The organism is Rhizobacter koreensis, assembly GCF_013366375.1.
Classification (GTDB): domain Bacteria; phylum Pseudomonadota; class Gammaproteobacteria; order Burkholderiales; family Burkholderiaceae_C; genus Schlegelella_A; species Schlegelella_A koreensis.
The window spans coordinates 1-19,361 of the sequence record NZ_JABWMJ010000025.1; the positions used below are offsets into that span (position 1 = coordinate 1).

At 67.4% G+C, this 19,361-nt stretch carries 15 protein-coding genes, 1 tRNA gene and 1 pseudogene; 1 reads left to right on the plus strand and 16 read right to left on the minus strand.

Features of this window, described 5'->3' with window-relative positions; genetic code table 11:
• The 4 genes from HQN59_RS25110 to rpsL form a co-directional block, all read right to left on the minus strand.
• On the minus strand, positions 1 to 134 hold a 134-nt coding region (locus tag HQN59_RS25110; RefSeq protein ID WP_246295170.1), incomplete at its 3' end, for a GTP-binding protein.
• Positions 135 to 202: 68 nt separating this feature from the next.
• The gene (gene fusA / locus HQN59_RS25115) at positions 203 to 2,326 is read right to left on the minus strand and encodes an elongation factor G (RefSeq protein ID WP_176071888.1); all 2,124 of its coding nucleotides are present in this window, start codon (positions 2,324 to 2,326) and stop codon (positions 203 to 205) included.
• Between the two features lie 75 nt (positions 2,327 to 2,401).
• On the minus strand, positions 2,402 to 2,872 hold the full coding sequence (rpsG, locus tag HQN59_RS25120; protein ID WP_176071889.1) for a 30S ribosomal protein S7: 471 nt from the start codon (positions 2,870 to 2,872) through the stop codon (positions 2,402 to 2,404).
• A gap of 179 nt (positions 2,873 to 3,051) precedes the next feature.
• Positions 3,052 to 3,429: a 30S ribosomal protein S12 gene (gene rpsL / locus HQN59_RS25125; protein ID WP_176071890.1), complete on the minus strand. Its 378-nt coding sequence runs from the start codon at positions 3,427 to 3,429 to the stop codon at positions 3,052 to 3,054.
• A 406-nt stretch (positions 3,430 to 3,835) separates the two neighbouring features.
• Here rpsL and HQN59_RS26655 point away from each other — a divergent pair, with 406 nt between their 5' ends.
• Entirely contained in the window at positions 3,836 to 4,261 is a 426-nt protein-coding gene (locus HQN59_RS26655) for a PIN domain-containing protein (RefSeq protein WP_342451320.1), read from the plus strand.
• A 22-nt stretch (positions 4,262 to 4,283) separates the two neighbouring features.
• On the opposite strand, the pseudogene HQN59_RS25135 reads toward HQN59_RS26655, so the two are convergent.
• From HQN59_RS25135 to HQN59_RS25190, 12 genes and pseudogenes are all read right to left on the minus strand, one after another.
• Positions 4,284 to 5,148: pseudogene (locus HQN59_RS25135) on the minus strand (MBL fold metallo-hydrolase).
• 165 nt (positions 5,149 to 5,313) lie between these two features.
• Complete coding sequence (locus HQN59_RS25140; protein WP_176071892.1) at positions 5,314 to 6,429, minus strand: NADH:flavin oxidoreductase/NADH oxidase; 1,116 nt, start codon at positions 6,427 to 6,429, stop codon at positions 5,314 to 5,316.
• A gap of 194 nt (positions 6,430 to 6,623) precedes the next feature.
• Entirely contained in the window at positions 6,624 to 10,862 is a 4,239-nt protein-coding gene (rpoC, locus tag HQN59_RS25145; protein WP_176071893.1) for a DNA-directed RNA polymerase subunit beta', read from the minus strand.
• 121 nt (positions 10,863 to 10,983) lie between these two features.
• On the minus strand, positions 10,984 to 15,108 hold the full coding sequence (rpoB, locus tag HQN59_RS25150; protein ID WP_176071894.1) for a DNA-directed RNA polymerase subunit beta: 4,125 nt from the start codon (positions 15,106 to 15,108) through the stop codon (positions 10,984 to 10,986).
• A gap of 435 nt (positions 15,109 to 15,543) precedes the next feature.
• Positions 15,544 to 15,927 carry a 50S ribosomal protein L7/L12 gene (rplL, locus tag HQN59_RS25155; RefSeq protein ID WP_176071895.1) on the minus strand — a complete coding sequence of 128 codons (384 nt, stop codon included), beginning with the start codon at positions 15,925 to 15,927 and terminating at the stop codon, positions 15,544 to 15,546.
• Positions 15,928 to 15,969: 42 nt separating this feature from the next.
• On the minus strand, positions 15,970 to 16,482 hold the full coding sequence (gene rplJ, locus HQN59_RS25160) for a 50S ribosomal protein L10 (protein ID WP_176071896.1): 513 nt from the start codon (positions 16,480 to 16,482) through the stop codon (positions 15,970 to 15,972).
• Between the two features lie 266 nt (positions 16,483 to 16,748).
• Positions 16,749 to 17,459 carry a 50S ribosomal protein L1 gene (gene rplA, locus HQN59_RS25165; protein ID WP_176071897.1) on the minus strand — a complete coding sequence of 237 codons (711 nt, stop codon included), beginning with the start codon at positions 17,457 to 17,459 and terminating at the stop codon, positions 16,749 to 16,751.
• Between the two features lies 1 nt (position 17,460).
• Positions 17,461 to 17,892, minus strand: coding sequence for a 50S ribosomal protein L11 (gene rplK, locus HQN59_RS25170; RefSeq protein ID WP_176071898.1), 432 nt, complete (start codon positions 17,890 to 17,892; stop codon positions 17,461 to 17,463).
• Between the two features lie 239 nt (positions 17,893 to 18,131).
• The gene (gene nusG, locus HQN59_RS25175) at positions 18,132 to 18,707 is read right to left on the minus strand and encodes a transcription termination/antitermination protein NusG (RefSeq protein WP_176071899.1); all 576 of its coding nucleotides are present in this window, start codon (positions 18,705 to 18,707) and stop codon (positions 18,132 to 18,134) included.
• Positions 18,708 to 18,717: 10 nt separating this feature from the next.
• Entirely contained in the window at positions 18,718 to 19,107 is a 390-nt protein-coding gene (secE, locus tag HQN59_RS25180) for a preprotein translocase subunit SecE (protein WP_176071900.1), read from the minus strand.
• Between the two features lie 44 nt (positions 19,108 to 19,151).
• A tRNA-Trp gene (locus HQN59_RS25185) sits at positions 19,152 to 19,227 on the minus strand.
• Between the two features lie 11 nt (positions 19,228 to 19,238).
• Positions 19,239 to 19,361 (minus strand): EF-Tu C-terminal domain-related protein (locus tag HQN59_RS25190; RefSeq protein ID WP_459252722.1); only part of this gene is annotated, 123 nt, incomplete at its 5' end.

Sequence of the window (19,361 nt, forward strand, 5' to 3'; positions counted from 1 at the left end):
TTGGCCTCGCCGCCGAACATCTTCGACAGCACGGTCGTGATCGCCGCGGTCAGGGTGGTCTTGCCATGGTCGACGTGACCGATCGTGCCGACGTTGACGTGCGGCTTGGTGCGCTCGAATTTGGACTTAGCCATGAACGGAACTCCGAAAAATCAAACCTTGAAAGGGTCGCACGGCGACCCCGCTTGCCTGTAGCGACGCGCTATGAAGCGCGGCCGGCGACGACGCTGCCGCGCGCGGTGATGATCGCGTCGGCCACGTTCTTCGGGGCCTCGGCGTAATGCTTGAACTCCATCGTGTACGTCGCACGGCCCTGCGACATCGAGCGCAGCGTCGTCGAGTAGCCGAACATCTCCGACAGCGGAACCTCGGCCTTGATGATCTTGCCGCCGCCCGCGATGTCGTCCATGCCCTGGACCATGCCGCGCCGCGACGAGAGGTCGCCCATCACGTTGCCGGCGAAGTCTTCCGGGGTCTCGACCTCGACCGCCATCATCGGCTCGAGGATCACCGGCGAGGCCTTGCGGCAGCCGTCCTTGAAGCCGAACGAAGCCGCCATCTTGAAGGCGTTTTCGTTCGAGTCGACCTCGTGGTACGAGCCGAAGGTGAGCGTGACCTTGACGTCGACGACGGGGTAGCCGGCGAGCACGCCCGCCGGCAGCGAGTCCTCGATGCCCTTCTTGACCGCCGGGATGAACTCGCGCGGCACCACGCCGCCCTTGATCGCGTCGACGAACTCGAAGCCCTTGCCCGGCTCCTGCGGCTCGATCGACAGCACGACGTGGCCGTACTGGCCCTTGCCGCCCGACTGGCGGACGAACTTGCCTTCGACTTCGCTGACGGGCTTCCTGATCGTCTCGCGATACGCGACCTGCGGCTTGCCGACGTTGGCCTCGACGCCGAACTCGCGCTTCATGCGGTCGACCAGGATCTCGAGGTGCAGCTCGCCCATGCCCGAGATGATGGTCTGACCGGATTCCTCGTCGGTCTTGACGCGGAACGACGGGTCTTCCTGGGCCAGGCGGCCGAGGGCGATGCCCATCTTTTCCTGGTCGGCCTTGGTCTTCGGCTCGACGGCCTGCGAGATCACCGGCTCCGGGAACACCATCTTCTCGAGCGTGATGATCGAGGCCGGGTCGCACAGCGTCTCGCCGGTCGTCACGTCGCGCAGGCCCACGCAGGCGGCGATGTCGCCCGCGAGGATCTCCTTGATTTCCTCGCGCTGGTTCGCGTGCATCTGCAGGATGCGGCCGATGCGTTCCTTCTTGCCGCGCAGCGGGTTGTAGACCGAGTCGCCCGACTTCAGCACGCCCGAATAGACGCGCACGAAGGTCAGCTGGCCGACGTAAGGGTCGGTCATCAGCTTGAACGCGAGCGCCGAGAACTTCTCGTCGTCGGACGCGCGACGCTCGGTCGGCTGGTCGTTCTCGTCGGTGCCCGGCACCGGCGGGATGTCGACCGGGGACGGCATGAAGTCGATGACGGCGTCGAGCATGCGCTGCACGCCCTTGTTCTTGAACGCCGTGCCGCACAGCATCGGCTGGATCTCGCCGGCGATGGTGCGCATGCGGATCGCCTTGACGATCTCGGCCTCGGTGAGGTCACCCTCCTCGAGGTACTTGTTCATGTACTCCTCGTTGGCCTCGGCAGCCGACTCGAGCATCTGCTCGCGCCACTTGCGCGCTTCCGCCTCGAGGTTCGCCGGGATCGGCTCGTACGTGAACTTCATGCCCTGGGACGCCTCGTCCCAGATGATCGCCTTCATCTTGATGAGGTCGATCACGCCCTTGAAGTTGTCCTCGGCGCCGATCGGAATGACGATGGGCACCGGGTTGGCCTTCAGGCGGTCGACCATCATCTGGCGCACCCGGAAGAAGTCGGCACCGGTGCGGTCCATCTTGTTGACGAACGCGAGGCGCGGCACCTTGTACTTGTTGGCCTGGCGCCAGACCGTCTCGGACTGCGGCTGCACGCCGCCGACCGAGTCGTACACCATCACGGCGCCGTCGAGCACGCGCATCGAGCGCTCGACCTCGATGGTGAAGTCGACGTGGCCCGGGGTGTCGATGATGTTGATGCGGTGCTCGGGATAGTTGAGCTCCATCCCCTTCCAGAAGCACGTCGTCGCGGCCGACGTGATCGTGATGCCGCGCTCCTGCTCCTGCTCCATCCAGTCCATCGTCGCGGCGCCGTCGTGCACCTCGCCGATCTTGTGGTTCACGCCGGTGTAATAGAGGATGCGCTCGGTCGTCGTCGTCTTGCCGGCGTCGATGTGAGCCGAGATACCGATGTTGCGGTAGCGCTCGATGGGGGTCTTGCGGGACATGGAATAGCTCCAAAAACAAATGCCGCGCCGGGTCGCTCGACCCGGCGGGGCATCGGGAAACGTTCGAGCCGGGGCTTAGAAGCGGAAGTGCGAGAAGGCCTTGTTGGCCTCGGCCATGCGGTGCACCTCGTCGCGCTTCTTCATCGCGCCGCCACGGCCCTCGACCGCCTCGAGCAGCTCGTTCGCGAGGCGCTGGGCCATCGACTTCTCGCCACGCTTGCGGGCCGACTCCTTGAGCCAACGCATCGCCAGCGCGACACGGCGCACCGGGCGCACTTCGACAGGCACCTGGTAGTTCGCACCGCCCACGCGACGCGACTTCACCTCGACCATCGGCTTGATGTTGTTGAGGGCGACGATGAAGATCTCGAGCGGGTCCTTGCCCGACTTCTTCTCGACCTGGTCGAGCGCACCGTAGATGATGCGTTCGGCGATCGCCTTCTTGCCCGACTCCATGATCACGTTCATGAACTTCGAGAGATCGACCGAGCCGAACTTGGGATCGGGGAGGATGTCCCGCTTGGGGACTTCGCGACGACGCGGCATTGCACTTCCTTGTGTTTCAGCTGGCCGGACGGACTGCCCGGCCGCGAAGGGCAGGAGGCCCTTCACTTACTCGGTGACTGGCACCGTATTCGGCGGCCTCGCAGCCGCCGCACTCGCGGCCCGAGGGCCGCACAAACGAGACGGCCTTCAGGCCGTCGTTCCTGTCAACGCCTGCGGCGTTAGGCCTTCTTGGGACGCTTGGCGCCGTACTTCGAACGGGCCTGCTTGCGGTCCTTGACGCCTTGGAGGTCGAGCGAACCGCGCACGATGTGGTAGCGCACGCCCGGAAGGTCCTTCACACGACCGCCGCGCACCAGCACGACGCTGTGCTCCTGCAGGTTGTGGCCTTCACCGCCGATGTACGAGATGATCTCGAAGCCGTTGGTCAGGCGCACCTTGGCGACCTTGCGCAGCGCCGAGTTCGGCTTCTTCGGCGTCGTGGTGTAGACGCGCGTGCACACGCCACGGCGTTGCGGGCCACCCTGCAGCGCAGGCGACTTCGACTTCACCGTCTCGGTCTCACGACCGTGGCGCACGAGCTGGTTGATGGTAGGCATATCGAAGAGATTCCCGTTTGAAGTCATGCACCCTCGGCCGGCGCGGCGCCTCGAAGGTGGCTCGGTTTGCAGTTGAAACCGGCTCCGGGAACGGGTGTCGACTTCAAGCGCAAGACGCGGCCAGCTGACTGGCTCGTCCGGTTGGGTCGCCCGACAAAGAGCGCGGCAGAACCTGCCGAAAAGCCCACGATTATATTCAGGCGCGATGCGAGCGCAAGTACACCCCCTTCCCCCCGCCGCCCCGACCCTGGGCTCGCAGGCGTCGGGATCCCGCTCGAGCGGCGCCGCGGCGTGCGGCGAGGCCGATTCGGCGCCTCGCGCGAGGCGCGACGACGACGGCGCCGGCCGCGCCGATCCGCCCGACGTCGCAGCCCCAGCGCGGGCGACGTCCGGACGCCCGCACGTCGTGCTCGACACCAACGTCGTGCTCGACTGGCTGCTGTTCGAGCGCCCGAGCCTCGGCGCCCTCGGCGCGGCGATCGTCGCCGGGCGCGTCGGCTGGACCGTCTCGGCTGTGCTGCGTGCCGAGTTCGCGCTCGTCGTCGAGCGCGGCATCCGCGGCTGGCCCGCCGAGCCGTACCCGCTGCTCGCCGCGTGGGATCGCTGGGCGAGCGTCCGCGAGGCGGCTCCGCACGGCATCCGGCCCGGGCGCCTGCGCTGCACCGACGCGTCGGATCAGAAGTTCATCGACCTCGCGGTGGCGACCGGCGCACGCGCGCTGCTGACCCGCGACCGTGCGGTGCTCAAGGTGGCTCGGCGCGCGCGCGAGCACGGCGTCGCGATCGTCACGCCCGAGCGCTGGACGCTCGAGACGCTGGGCGCCGCGCCCTGACGCCGCGGCCGCGCGGGCGACGTCAGCCGGCGCGCGCGAACGCCTCGGCCGGCAGGCGCGGCGAGCGTCCCGACAGGCGCTCGAACTCCACGGTGTCGTGGCCCGAGAACACGTCGACCTCGCTGGCGTGCGCGGCGCGCAGCTCGCGCAGGCGTTGCTGATTGGCCAGGCGCGCGCTGCGGTCCTTCTCGAGCATCGCCTGGTAGGCGCGCAGCCCCGGCGTGCACCAGGGCTGCTCGAGGTCCATTTCGCGGTGGTAGAAGTAGGCGTCGCCGGCGAGCAGCAGCCAGCGCCCGTCCTTCTACGCCGGCGTGGCCGAACGTGTGGCCGGGCAAGGGGACGAGCAGCACGTCGTCGCCGATGCCGGCGAGCCCGCGCACGCAGTCGAAGCCGAACCATCGCTCGCCGGCCGACGGCAGGTAGACGGTCCAGTTCGCCTGCGTCGACCATTGCTGCGGGCGAAAGCGCTGGCGATCCATCCACGTCTTCTGCTGCAGGGCGTAGTCGCGCTCGGCGGCGAGCATGTGGACCGCCGCCTGCGGAAAGTCGTCGAGCCCGCCGGCATGGTCGAAGTCGAGGTGCGTCAGCACGATGTGGCGCACGTCCGAGGCGCGAAAGCCGAGCCGCTCGATTTGCCGCACGGCGGTCATCTCCTCGCGGAAGTCAGGGCTCAGCAGACCGAGGAAGAACCCGCTCAGCCGGGTGCGCGGGCTCGCCACGTCCCGGAGGCCGAAGCCGGTGTCGACCAGCACCAGCCCGGCATCGCTCTCGACCAGCAGGCAGTGACAGCAGAGGTGTCCGCGCTCGAGCACCGAGCGCCGGCTGCCGTCCATGAGACGGCCGCCGAGCGGACACGACGAGATGCAGTTGAGATGGTGGACGCGCATCGTGGAGCCTTGCGGTGGCGAGCCTCGGGCGTTCACGGCCTGGTCGCCGCGGACGGGATACGGCGCGGCGGCAAGGCTTATGCCCGAGACCACACGGCACGCAGGCCGCCCTCGACGGGACGGTGCAGCCCCCTGGTCGGGGAAGCCACCATTCGACACGCGCGTTCAGCGCCCGCCGAACGCCGCGCCGTCGAACAGCCGCGGGAACTCGCGCGGCTGCGAGCGCCAGTACTGCGGCGGCGCGGCGACGCTCGCGCCGAGCTTCGCCGCGGCGTGCCAGGGCCAGCGCGGGTCGTAGAGCATGCCGCGCGCGAGCGCGACCGCGTCGGCGTCGCCGCCGGCGACGACCGCCTCGGCGTGCTCCGGCTCGGTGATGAGGCCGACCGCGATCGTCGGCAGGCCGACCTCGGCCTTGAGCCGCCCCGCGAGCGGCACCTGATAGCCGGGCTCGACGGGAATGCGCTGGCGCGGCGAGAGGCCGCCGCTCGAGACGTGCAGCGCGGCGCAACCGCGCTCGGCCAGGCGCTGACCGAGCACGACGCTGCTGTCCAGATCCCAGCCGCCGTCGACCCAGTCGGTCGCCGACAGGCGCGCCCACACCGGCCGCTCGGCCGGGAACGCGGCACGCACCGCATCGAACACCTCGAGCGGGAAGCGCATGCGGTTCTCGAGGCTGCCGCCGTAGGCGTCGTCACGGGCGTTCGCGAGCGGCGACAGGAACTCGTGCAGCAGGTAGCCGTGCGCGAAATGGACCTCGATGCCGGCGAAGCCGAGACGCGCCGCCCGCTGCGCCGCCGCCGCGAAGGCGTCGCGTACGCGCGTCATGCCGGCGCGGTCGATCGCCTCTGGCGGCTCTTCGCCGTCGCCATGCGACAGCGCCGACGGCGCGAGCGCGCGCCAGCCATCGGGCGCGTCGCACGGGATCTGGGTGCCGCCCTGCCATGGCGCGCGGCTCGACGCCTTGCGGCCGGCGTGGGCGAGCTGGATCGCGATCGGCAGCGTCGCGTGCCGGCGCACGCCTTCGAGCGCGCGTCCGATCGCGGCTTCGTTGGCGTCGGAATAGAGGCCGAGGTCGCCCGGGGAGATGCGCCCCTCCGGCGTCACCGCGGTCGCCTCGACGATCATGAGCCCGGCGCCGGAGAGTGCGAGGTGGCCCCAGTGGATGAGGTGCCAGTCCTGCGCCGACCCGTCGACGGCCGAGTACTGGCACATCGGCGCGATGACGATGCGGTTGGCGAGGCGCAGCGCGCCGATCTCGAGGGGTTGGAACAGGTGGCTCATCGAGGTGGACTCGGGTGGGTGCGCGGGATTGTCGTCACGCTGCCGCGATCGCCCTGACGGCGCCGACGCGGGCTTCCCAGCACGCTCGACGCGCGCCGATACGGATCGGCCAGACCAAAAAAAGGAGCGGCCGTGAAGCCGCTCCTCCCTCCGCGCCGGCGCCCGCGAGGCGCCGGGTGCATGCCGACCTGCCGTTACTCGGCGGTCTCGGTCGGTGCCGTCGCCGCGTCGCTGGCCGCGTCGACCTGCGCCATCTGGACGGCGGCGAGCTCCTCGGCCTCCTGGACCGCGATCGCACGACGCTCGGCATCGTCGAGCGCTTCCTTGGCCTTGCGCGCCTCGTGGAACGCCATGCCGGTACCCGCCGGGATCAGGCGGCCGACGATGACGTTCTCCTTCAGCCCGCGCAGCTCGTCGCGCTTGCCCATGATCGCCGCCTCGGTGAGGACGCGGGTCGTCTCCTGGAACGAAGCCGCCGAGATGAAGCTGTCGGTCGACAGCGACGCCTTGGTGATGCCGAGCAGCACGTCGGAGTAGGTCGCCGGCAGCTTGCCTTCGGCGAGCGCCTTGTCGTTGCGATCGAGCAGCTCCGAGCGCTCGACCTGCTCGCCGATGATGTAGCCGGTATCGCCCGGGTTCGTGATCTGCACGCGACGCAGCATCTGGCGAACGATCACCTCGATGTGCTTGTCGTTGATCTTCACGCCCTGCAGACGATAGACGTCCTGCACCTCGTCGACGATGTAGCGCGCGAGCTCTTCCATGCCCAGCAGGCGCAGGATGTCCTGCGGGTCGGCCGGACCGTCGACGATCGACTCGCCCTTGTTGACCACCTGGCCCTCGTGGACCACGATGTTCTTCTCCTTCGGGACGAGTTCCTCGTAGACCTTGCCCTCGGGGTCGGTGATCTGCAGACGCACCTTGCCCTTGGTCTCCTTGCCGAACGAGACCGTGCCGGTCATCTCGGCGAGGGTGCCCTTGTCCTTCGGCGTGCGCGCCTCGAACAGCTCGGCCACCCGCGGCAGACCGCCGGTGATGTCGCGCGTCTTCTGGCCTTCGACCGGAATGCGTGCCATCACCTCGCCGGGCATCAGGTCCTGACCGTCGCGGATCTGGATCAGCGCGCCGACCGGGAAGGCGATCGTCACCGAGTGGTCGGTGCCGGGGATCTTCACCTCGTTGCCGGCAGCGTCGAGCAGCTTGACCTGCGGACGCACGACCTTGGTCGCACCGCGCCGCTTCGGGTCGATGACCACCAGCGTCGACAGGCCCGTCACCTCGTCAACCTGCTTGGCGACCGTGACGCCTTCCTCGACGTTCTCGAACTTCGCCTGGCCGGCGAACTCGGTGATGATCGGGCGGGTCAGCGGGTCCCAGGTCGCGAGCACGGTGCCGGCCTTGACGGGCTGGTCGGGCTTGATGCCGAGCAGCGCGCCGTACGGCACCTTGTGGCGCTCGCGCTCGCGGCCGTGCGCATCGGAGATCACGATCTCGCCGGAACGCGAGATCACCACCAGTTCGCCCTTGCCGTTCGTCACGTAGCGCATCGTCGGGTTGAAGCCGACCACGCCTTCGGACTTGGCATCGACGCTCGACGCGACCGCCGCGCGCGACGCCGCACCGCCGATGTGGAAGGTCCGCATCGTCAGCTGGGTGCCCGGCTCGCCGATCGACTGCGCCGCGATCACGCCGATCGCTTCGCCGACGTTGATCAGGCCGCCGCGGCCGAGGTCACGGCCGTAGCAGCGCGCGCAGATGCCGAAGCGCGTCGCGCAGGTCAGCGCGGTGCGCACCTTCACCTCGTCGACCGCCGCGGCCTCGAGATCGTCGAGCGCGTCCTCGTCGAGCATCTCGCCCGCGGGGAGCAGCGTCGCCTGCGTCTCGGGGTGCACCACTTCGGTCGCGGTGACGCGGCCGAGCGCACGGTCGCGCAGGCTCTCGATGACCTCGCCGCCCTCGACCAGCGCGCGCATGTTCATGCCGTTCTGGGTGCCGCAGTCCTCCTCGATGACGACGAGGTCCTGCGTCACGTCGACGAGGCGGCGCGTGAGGTAGCCCGAGTTCGCGGTCTTCAGCGCCGTGTCGGCCAGGCCCTTGCGGGCGCCGTGCGTCGAGATGAAGTACTGCAGGACGTTGAGGCCTTCGCGGAAGTTCGCGGTGATCGGCGTTTCGATGATCGAGCCGTCCGGCTTGGCCATCAGGCCGCGCATGCCCGCCAGCTGGCGGATCTGCGCCGCGCTACCACGCGCGCCCGAGTCGGCCATCATGTAGATGGAGTTGAACGACTCCTGGTCGACCTGGTTGCCGTTGCGGTCGGTGGTCTTCTGCTTCGACAGCTGGCTCATCATGACCTTGCCGACTTCGTCGCCGGTCTTGCCCCAGATGTCGACCACCTTGTTGTAGCGCTCGCCCGCGGTCACCAGACCCGAGACGTACTGCTGCTCGATCTCCTTGACCTCGCGCTCGGCGCGCTCGATCAGGCCGACCTTCTCCTTCGGCACCAGCATGTCGTCGATCGCAATCGAGATGCCGGCGCGCGTGGCAAGGCGGAAGCCCGACTGCAGCAGCTTGTCCGCGAAGATCACCGTCTCCTTCAGACCGCACTTGCGGAACGAGGCGTTGATCAGCCGCGAGATCTCCTTCTTCTTCAGCGCCTTGTTGAGGTTGCTGAACGGCAGGCCCTTCGGCAGGATCTCCGAGAGCAGCGCACGGCCGACCGTCGTGTCGACGAGCGCGGTGTGCGGCGTGAACTCGCCGGTCTCCTTGTCCTTGGCGTACTCGGTCATGCGCACCGAGATCTTGCTGGTGATCTCGACCACGTCGCTGTCGAGCGCGCGCTGCACCTCGGCGACGTTCGAGAAGATCAGCCCCTCGCCCTTGCCGTTGATGCGCTCGCGCGTCGCGTAGTAGAGGCCCAGCACCACGTCCTGCGACGGCACGATCGACGGCTCGCCGTTGGCGGGGAACAGGATGTTGTTCGACGCCAGCATCAGCGTGCGGGCTTCCATCTGCGCCTCGATCGAGAGCGGCACGTGGACCGCCATCTGGTCGCCGTCGAAGTCGGCGTTGAACGCCGCGCAGACGAGCGGGTGCAGCTGGATCGCCTTGCCTTCGATGAGGACCGGCTCGAACGCCTGGATGCCGAGGCGGTGCAGCGTCGGCGCACGGTTCAGCAGAACCGGGTGCTCCTTGATGACCTCCTCAAGGATGTCCCACACCACCGGCGTGCCCGATTCGACTTCCTTCTTGGCCGCCTTGATGGTCGTGGCGATGCCCATCGCCTCGAGGCGGCTGAAGATGAACGGCTTGAACAGCTCGAGCGCCATCAGCTTGGGCAGGCCGCACTGGTGGAGCTTGAGCGTCGGGCCGACCACGATGACCGAACGGCCCGAGTAGTCGACGCGCTTGCCCAGCAGGTTCTGGCGGAAGCGACCCGACTTGCCCTTGATCATGTCGGCCAGCGACTTGAGGGCGCGCTTGTTGGCGCCGGTCATCGCCTTGCCGCGACGGCCGTTGTCGAGCAGCGAGTCGACCGCCTCCTGCAGCATGCGCTTCTCGTTGCGCACGATGATCTCGGGCGCCTTCAGCTCGAGCAGCCGCGCGAGGCGGTTGTTGCGGTTGATGACGCGGCGATACAGGTCGTTCAGGTCCGAGGTCGCGAAGCGGCCGCCGTCCAGCGGCACCAGCGGACGCAGGTCCGGCGGCAGGACCGGCAGGACCTCCATCACCATCCACTGCGGCTTGATGCCCGACTTCTTGAAGGCTTCCATGACCTTCAGGCGCTTCGAGTTCTTCTTGACCTTGAGCTCGGAGCCGGTCATGTCGCCGCGCAGCTTCTCGATCTCGACGTCGAGGTCGATCTCGGCGAGCAGCTTGTGCACGCCTTCGGCGCCCATCAGCGCGACGAACTCGTCACCGAACTCGGCACGCTTCGCGTCGTAGTCGTCCTCGCTCATGATCGAGAACTTCTTGAGCGGCGTCATGCCCGGGTCGACGACCACGTAGGCTTCGAAGTACAGCACGCGCTCGATGTCGCGCAGCGTCATGTCGAGCACCAGGCCCAGACGCGACGGCAGCGACTTCAGGAACCAGATGTGCGCGCACGGCGCCGCCAGGTCGATGTGACCCATGCGCTCGCGACGCACCTTGGTCTGCGTGACCTCGACGCCGCACTTCTCGCAGATCACGCCGCGGTGCTTGAGGCGCTTGTACTTGCCGCACAGGCACTCGTAGTCCTTGATCGGCCCGAAGATCTTGGCGCAGAAGAGGCCGTCACGCTCCGGCTTGAAGGTGCGGTAGTTGATGGTCTCCGGCTTCTTGACCTCGCCGAACGACCACGAGCGGATTTTTTCCGGGGATGCCAGTCCGATCTTGATGGCATCGAAGTGCTCATCAGGCGTGAACTGGCGGAACAGATCGAGCAAACCCTTCATGAGGTTCTCCTAATCTCAAATTCGTAAGACGTCTTGTCGAGTGGACGCCACGGACCCGGCGTTGCCGGGCCGCTGGCGTCGCCCCCTCGAGGGAAAGCGGCGCAGCCGCTCAGGGGGCGGGTCAATTCCTCTCGAGTTCGATGTCGATACCGAGCGAACGGATTTCCTTGACGAGCACGTTGAACGACTCGGGCATGCCGGCCTCGATGGCGTGCTCGCCCTTGACGATCGACTCGTAGACCTTGGTCCGACCGTTGACGTCGTCCGACTTGACGGTGAGCATCTCCTGCAGCACGTACGACGCGCCGTACGCCTCGAGCGCCCAGACTTCCATCTCGCCGAAGCGCTGACCGCCGAACTGCGCCTTGCCGCCCAGCGGCTGCTGCGTCACCAGGCTGTATGGACCCGTGGAGCGCGCGTGCATCTTGTCGTCCACCAGGTGGTGGAGCTTGAGCACGTGCATGTAGCCCACGGTCACCGGACGCTCGAAGGCGTCGCCGGTGCGGCCGTCGTGCAGGATCGCCTGGGTACGCGTCTCGGTCAGGCCCTTGGCCCTGGCGATCTCGTCCGGGTAGGCGAGTTTGAGCATCGCGCGGATCTCTTCCTCGGCCGCGCCGTCGAACACCGGCGTCGCGAACGGCACGCCGTTCGCGAGGTTGCCGGCCATCTCGCGGACCTCGTCGTCCGACAGGTCGTCGAGCCGCTCGGTCTTGCCGCCCGACTTGTTGTACAGCTCGTCGAGGAAGGTGCGCAGCTCGGCCGCGCGCGCCTCCTTCTGCAGCAGGTCGCCGATGCGCTGGCCGATGCCCTTGCCGGCCCAGCCGAGATGAACCTCGAGCACCTGGCCGACGTTCATCCGCGACGGCACGCCGAGCGGGTTGAGCACGATGTCGCACGGCGTGCCGTCGGCCATGTACGGCATGTCTTCCACCGGAACGACCTTCGAGACCACGCCCTTGTTGCCGTGACGGCCGGCCATCTTGTCGCCAGGCTGCAGGCGGCGCTTGACCGCCAGGTACACCTTGACCATCTTCAGCACGCCGGCCGGCAGCTCGTCGCCCTGCGTCAGCTTCTTGCGCTTTTCTTCGAACGCGAGGTCGAAGCTGTGACGCGTCTGCTCGAGCGAGTTCTTGATCGACTCGAGCTGGTTGGCGAGGTCCTCGTCCGACGGACGGATGTCGAACCAGTGATACTTCTCGATCGAGGCCAGATAGGCCTTGTCGATCGCGGTGCCCTTGGCGATCTTGTTCGGGCCGCCGTTGACGGTCTTGCCGACCAGCAGCTTCTCGATCCGGTCGAACGCGTCGGCCTCGACGATGCGCAGCTGGTCGTTGAGGTCCAGGCGGTAGCGCTTGAGCTCGTCGTCGATGATCTGCTGGGCGCGCTTGTCGCGCTGGATGCCTTCACGCGTGAACACCTGGACGTCGATGACGGTGCCGCTGGTGCCCTGGTCGACGCGCAGCGACGTGTCCTTCACGTCCGAGGCCTTCTCGCCGAAGATCGCGCGCAGGAGCTTTTCTTCCGGCGTCAGCGTGGTCTCGCCCTTGGGCGTGACCTTGCCGACCAGCGTGTCGCCCGGCTCGACTTCGGCACCGACGTAGACGATGCCCGACTCGTCGAGGCGCGCCAGCTGCTGCTCCGACAGGTTCGGGATGTCACGGGTGATTTCCTCGGCGCCCAGCTTGGTGTCGCGCGCCATCACCACCAGCTCCTCGATGTGGATCGAGGTGTAGCGGTCTTCGGCGATCACGCGCTCGCTGATGAGGATCGAGTCTTCGAAGTTGTAGCCGTTCCAGGGCATGAACGCGACCAGCATGTTCTGGCCGAGCGCGAGCTCGCCGATGTCGGTCGACGCACCGTCCGCGATGATGTCCTCGGCGGCGACGACGTCGCCGCGCTTGACGATCGGGCGCTGGTGGATGTTCGTGTTCTGGTTCGAGCGCTGGTACTTGATCAGGTTGTAGATGTCGACGCCGACCTCACCGGCCACCGTTTCCGTGTCGTTGACGCGGATCACGATGCGGTTGGTGTCGACGTAGTCGACCACGCCGCCGCGGCGCGCCGCGACGACGGTGCCCGAGTCCTTCGCGGCCACGCGTTCGACGCCGGTACCGACCAGCGCCTTTTCCGGGCGCAGCGTCGGCACGGCCTGGCGCTGCATGTTGGCGCCCATCAGCGCGCGGTTCGCGTCGTCGTGCTCGAGGAACGGCACCAGCGAGGCCGCCACCGACACGATCTGCGTCGGCGCCACGTCCATGTACTGGATGCGCTCGGCCGAGGTCAGCACCGACTCGCCGCTCTCGCGCGCGGAGACCAGCTCGTCGACGAGCTTGCCTTCGGCGTCGAGGGTGGCGCTCGCCTGCGCGATGACGTACTTGCCTTCCTCAATGGCCGACAGGTAGTCGATCTGGTTGGTGACCTTGCCCTCGACCACGCGGCGGTACGGCGTCTCGAGGAAGCCGTACTCGTTGAGCTGTGCGTAGAGCGCCAGCGAATTGATCAGGCCGATGTTCGGGCCTTCCGGCGTCTCGATCGGGCAGACCCGGCCGTAGTGCGTCGGGTGCACGTCGCGCACTTCGAAGCCGGCGCGCTCGCGCGTCAGCCCGCCCGGGCCGAGGGCCGAGACACGCCGCTTGTGCGTGATCTCCGACAGCGGGTTGGTCTGGTCCATGAACTGCGAGAGCTGGCTCGCCCCGAAGAACTCCTTGAGCGCCGCGGAGATCGGCTTGGAGTTGATCAGGTCGTGCGGCATCAGGGCCTCGGTCTCGGCCTGGCCGAGACGTTCCTTGACGGCCTTCTCGATGCGCGCGAGGCCCGAGCGGTACTGGTTCTCGGCGAGCTCGCCGACGCAGCGGACACGGCGGTTGCCGAGGTGGTCGATGTCGTCGACCTCGCCACGGCCGTTGCGCAGCTCGACCAGGATCTTGACGACGTCGAGGATGTCCTCGTTCGACAGCGTCATCGCGCCTTCGGGCGTGTCGCGACCGACGCGCGCGTTGAACTTCATGCGGCCGACGCGCGACAGGTCGTACGTATCGGCCGAGTAGAAGAGGCGGTGGAACAGGGCCTCGACCGCGTCCTCGGTCGGCGGCTCGCCGGGGCGCATCATGCGGTAGATCGCCACGCGCGCGGCGAGCTGGTCGGCGGTCTCGTCCGACGCCAGCGTCTGCGAGATGTACGCGCCTTCGTCGAGCTCGTTGGTGTAGAGCGCCTGGATCTCGCTGATGCCCGCGACGCGCAGCTTCTTCAGCAGCGTGTCGGTGAGCTCGTCGTTGGCCTTGGCGATGATCTCGCCGGTGTCGGCGTCGACGATGTTCTTGGCGAGCATGCGGCCGACGAGGTAGTCCTCGGGCACGCTGATGTGGGTGGTGCCCGACTGCTCGATCGTGCGGACGTGGCGCGCGGTGATGCGCTTGTCCTTCTCGACGACGACGTTGCCGTCCTTGTCGGTGATGTCGAAGCGCGCGACTTCACCGCGCAGGCGGTCGGCCACGAACTCGAGCTGCGCGCCCGTCTCCATGAGACGGAAGGTGTCGAAGACGAAGAAGTTGGCGAGGATCTGCTCCGGGTTGAGGCCGATCGCCTTGAGCAGGATCGTCACCGGCATCTTGCGACGGCGGTCGACGCGGAAATACAGAATGTCCTTCGGGTCGAACTCGAAGTCGAGCCACGAACCGCGATACGGGATGATCCGCGCGCTGAACAGGAGCTTGCCGCTCGAGTGCGTCTTGCCCTTGTCGTGCTCGAAGAACACGCCCGGCGAGCGGTGCAGCTGCGAGACGATGACGCGCTCGGTGCCGTTGACGATGAAGGAGCCGTAGTCGGTCATGAGCGGAACCTCGCCCATGTAGACCTCCTGCTCCTTGATCTCCTTGACCGTCTTGGCCTGCGCCGACTCGCGGTCATAGATGATCATCTGCAACTTGGCACGCACCGCAGCGGCGTACGTGAGGCCGCGCTGCTGGCACTCCCGCGTGTCGAACGCGGGCTTGGCCATGTTGTATTCGATGAACTTCATCTCGACGAACCCGTTGTGCGAGACGATCGGGAACGCGGACAGGAACGCCGCCTGCAGCCCCTCGGGCTTGCGCCTGGCCGGCGGCACGTCCTTCTGCAGGAACGCGACGTACGATTCCTTCTGCATCGTGAGCAGATAGGGAACGTTGAGGACACTCTCCCGCTTGCCGAAGCTCTTGCGGATACGCTTGCGCTCGGTATAGCTGTAAGGGGTCGTTTGCTGCGCCATGGGTGGTGTTTCACTCCGTTCAGGAGCGTGCGGCCGGGCCGGGACCTGCACGTTCCATCGGCGACTGTCTTTCAGGCCTTGCGCCCGAAGCTTGGTGGCAGGCCACTACCTGCCGCTGGCGGACAACCCCGGCGTTGCACCGGAGCCCGACCAAACCCGTTCCTTGCAGTCGGATCAAGAAACTATGTTGAATTCGCTTGGAAAAACCCTCGATTCTCGCAGAGGGTGCTTTCAAGCGTTCTCAAGAGGGGTATAGACGAAAACGCCCCCGGCCGAGAGGACCGGGAGCGTCCACAGGCTCCACGAGCAAGCCCGTAGTAAATCGAGCGAGGGCCGTCGCGAGCGGCGCGAGCTTGGCGCGAGAAGCGCAGCCGTACTGGCGTACGGCGAGCATCGCAGCACCGAGATCGCGTCGCGCAGCAGGCCCGCGCCGATTTACTTGAGGTCGGCCTTGGCGCCGGCTTCTTCCAGCTTCTTCTTCGCAGCCTCGGCGTCGGCCTTGGCAACGCCTTCCTTGACGGGCTTCGGAGCGCCGTCGACCAGGTCCTTGGCTTCCTTGAGGCCCAGGCCGGTGAGTTCGCGAACGGCCTTGATGACCGAAACCTTGTTCGCGCCGACGTCGGTGAGGACGACGGTGAACTCGGTCTGCTCTTCGGCCGCCGGCGCCGCGGCACCGCCGCCGCCACCGCCGCCGCCCGGCGCGGCCATCGCCGCCGCCGACACGCCGAACTTCTCCTCGATCGCCTTGACGAGGTCGTTGAGCTCCATCACCGACATGCTGTCGAGGGCAGAGAGGAATGCGTCTTTATCGAATGCCATTTGAATGTTCCAGTTCAGAAGATGGTTACGGGAGTCGGTTCGTCAAGCCGCGGCCGGCTCGGCAGCGGGCGCCTCGCGCTTCTCGGCGATCGCCGCCAGAACGCGCGCGACGCGGGCGACCGGCGACTGCATCAGGCCGAGCAGCTGGCTGAGCAGCACTTCCTTCGACGGGACCGAAGCGAGTGCGGTCACGCCGGCGGCGTCGAGCGTCTTGCCGGCGTAGGCGCCGCCCTTGACGATCAGCTTGTCGTTGCCCTTGGCGAAGTCCGACAGGACCTTCGCGGCGGCAACCGGGTCTTGGGAGAAACCATAGATCAGCGGGCCGACCATGCTCTCCGACGCGACCTCGAACGGCGTGCCGGCGACGGCGCGACGGGCGAGCGTGTTCTTCAGCACGTGAAGGTACACACCCTTGTCGCGCGCCTGACGGCGCAGCGTATCGAGATGAGCGACGGTGAGGCCACGGTACTCAGCCAGCGCGAGCGTCTGTGAGTTGGCCACCTGGGCGCTCACATCCGACACGACGGTCTGCTTCTGGTTGCGGTTGAGACTCAAGGTCTGCTCCTCACATCACGCGCCGCGTCGGGCGTCTCCACCCTTCGCGGCGCTCGGTTCAGCGACCTCTGAACAGGAACTTGCGTTCTTCTTCAGCGGGACGCCATCTGCGCTGGCTTGCGACGCCGCCCGGGAGCGGTGCGTCTCGATTAAGCGGCCCGAGGGCCACGCCAGCGGTCTCGGATGACCTGCCGCGACTTGCGCCGCGACAGCCCACCAACTCGAAGGGCCGGCGCACGCGCCGGCCGGGGTTCATCGAACGCCGATCAGGCGTTGGCCGGGGCGGCGTTGATCGACGCCACGTCGACGCGGGCACCGACGCCCATGGTCGACGACAGCGCAACCTTGCGCAGGTAGACGCCCTTGCTCGACGCCGGCTTGGCCTTGTTCAGGGCCTCGATCAGCGCGCGCAGGTTGCCGACGAGCTTGTCGGACTCGAACGAGCGGCGGCCGATCGTCGCGTGGATGATGCCGGCCTTGTCGACCCGGAACTGGACCTGGCCGGCCTTGGCGTTGCGGACCGCCTGCGCGACGTCGGGCGTGACGGTGCCGACCTTCGGGTTCGGCATCAGGCCGCGCGGGCCCAGGATCTGGCCCAGCGTACCGACCACGCGCATCGTGTCCGGCGAGGCGATCACGACGTCGAAGTTCAGGTTGCCGCCGCGGATCTGCTCGGCGAGGTCGTCCATGCCGACCACGTCGGCGCCGGCGGCGCGGGCATCGTCGGCCTTGACGCCCTGCGCGAACACCGCGACGCGCTTGGTCTTGCCGGTGCCGTTGGGCATCACGACCGCGCCGCGCACGACCTGGTCGGACTTCTTGGCATCGATGCCGAGCTGCACGGCGACGTCGATCGATTCATCGAACTTCGCGGTGGCGTGGGTCTTCACGAGCTCGAGCGCACCCTCGATCGGGTACAGCTTGGTGCTCTCGACCTTGCCGGCCATCGCCTGCTGGCGCTTCGTCAGTTTGGCCATGTCAGAAGCCCTCCACGGTGATGCCCATCGAACGGGCCGTGCCCGCGACGGTGCGGACCGCCGCATCGAGGTCGGCGCCGGTCAGGTCCTTGATCTTGGTCTTCGCGATGTCCTCGGCCTGGGCGCGCGTGAGCTTGCCGACCTTGTCGGTGTGCGGCTTCGCCGAACCCTTGTCGAGCTTGAGCGCCTTCTTGATCAGCACCGACGCCGGCGGGCTCTTGAGCTGGAACGTGAACGACTTGTCCGCGAACGCGGTGATCACGACCGGCAGCACGAGACCGGGTTCCATGCCCTGGGTCTGCGCGTTGAATGCCTTGCAGAACTCCATGATGTTGAGGCCGCGCTGGCCGAGCGCCGGGCCGATCGGCGGCGACGGGTTGGCCTTGCCGGCCGGAACTTGCAGCTTGATGAAGCCGACAATCTTCTTTGCCATGTGGATCTCCGAGTCGGTCGCAGCGGGCGGCCGCGACCGGGTTTGAGTGCTAGCGCCCCGGGATGGCTACCGGAGCTCCTCGCTGCCGGCATGCGTCGCCGGCTGGTACGGGCGGGAGGCGACGGGCGTCGCCAGCCCCCGCCGGGGCTTTGACCTTGTCTGGGCGCCCGATCAGGGCGCGCCGGCCGGGCGGACCGCCGCGGCAGTCAACCAGAGCGCCGGGCGGCGCCCCTGCACGATCAGACCTTCTCGACCTGACCGAAGTCGAGTTCGACCGGCGTCGCGCGGCCGAAGATGGTGACGGCGACGCGGACCTTCGACTTGTCGTAGTTGACGTCCTCGACGTTGCCGTTGAAGTCGGTGAACGGGCCTTCCTTGATGCGGACCATCTCGCCGACTTCCCACTGCACCTTCGGGCGGGGCTTCTCGACGCCCTCCTGCATCTGGCTGACGATCTTCATCACCTCGGACTCGGAGATCGGCGACGGCTTGGTCTTGGCGCCGCCGACGAAACCGGTCACCTTGCTCGTGTGCTTCACGAGGTGCCAGGTGTCGTCGTCCATCTCCATCTCGACGAGCACGTAACCGGGGAAGAAGCGACGCTCGCTGACCGACTTCTTGCCGTTCTTGAGCTCGACGACCTCTTCCATCGGCACCAGGATGCGGCCGAACTTCTCCTTCAGCTCCGAGCGGTCGATGCGCTCGCGCAGGTTCCGCTCGACCGCCTTTTCCATGCCCGAGTAGGCGTGGACGACGTACCACCGCTTGTTGGCGGTCGGCGCGAACGACTCGGGCGCCTGTACTTCTTCGCTCACTTGGGATTCCTCATTGCTTCCAGCCGAGCACCAGCTTGTACAGGACCCACTCGAGCGTCATGTCCGTCAGCCACAGGAAGAGGGCCATGACGACGACGAACCCGAACACGTAGGCCGTCATCTGCGCGGCCTCCTTGCGGGTCGGCCACACGACCTTGCGGACTTCCTTGACCGAATCGCGGCCGTAGGCGATGAGCTGCTTGCCGGGCTCGGACGTGAAGAACGTCGCCGCCGCAGCGGCCAGCAGCACCACGAGCGCAGCGACCTGCACCCACAGGCCCTGACGGCCCAGCGCGTAGAACGCGCCGACCGCGGCGACGACCAGCAGCGCGGCAACGCCGAGCTTGGCCTTGTCGGCAGGAGTCGAAACGGTTTCGACGGTGGTCGGGGGGTTGGCCATGGAACAGCTTCAGACTTCTGGATCAGCCAACCGCGACGGACGGTTGGCAGGGGCGGAGGGCATCGAACCCCCAACCTCTGGTTTTGGAGACCAGCGCTCTGCCAATTGAGCTACGCCCCTGCGGAACTTCCTTACTCGAGGATCTTCGCCACCACGCCGGCGCCGACGGTGCGGCCGCCTTCGCGGATCGCGAAGCGCAGGCCCTCTTCCATCGCGATCGGGTTGATCAGCTTGACGGTGATCGAGACGTTGTC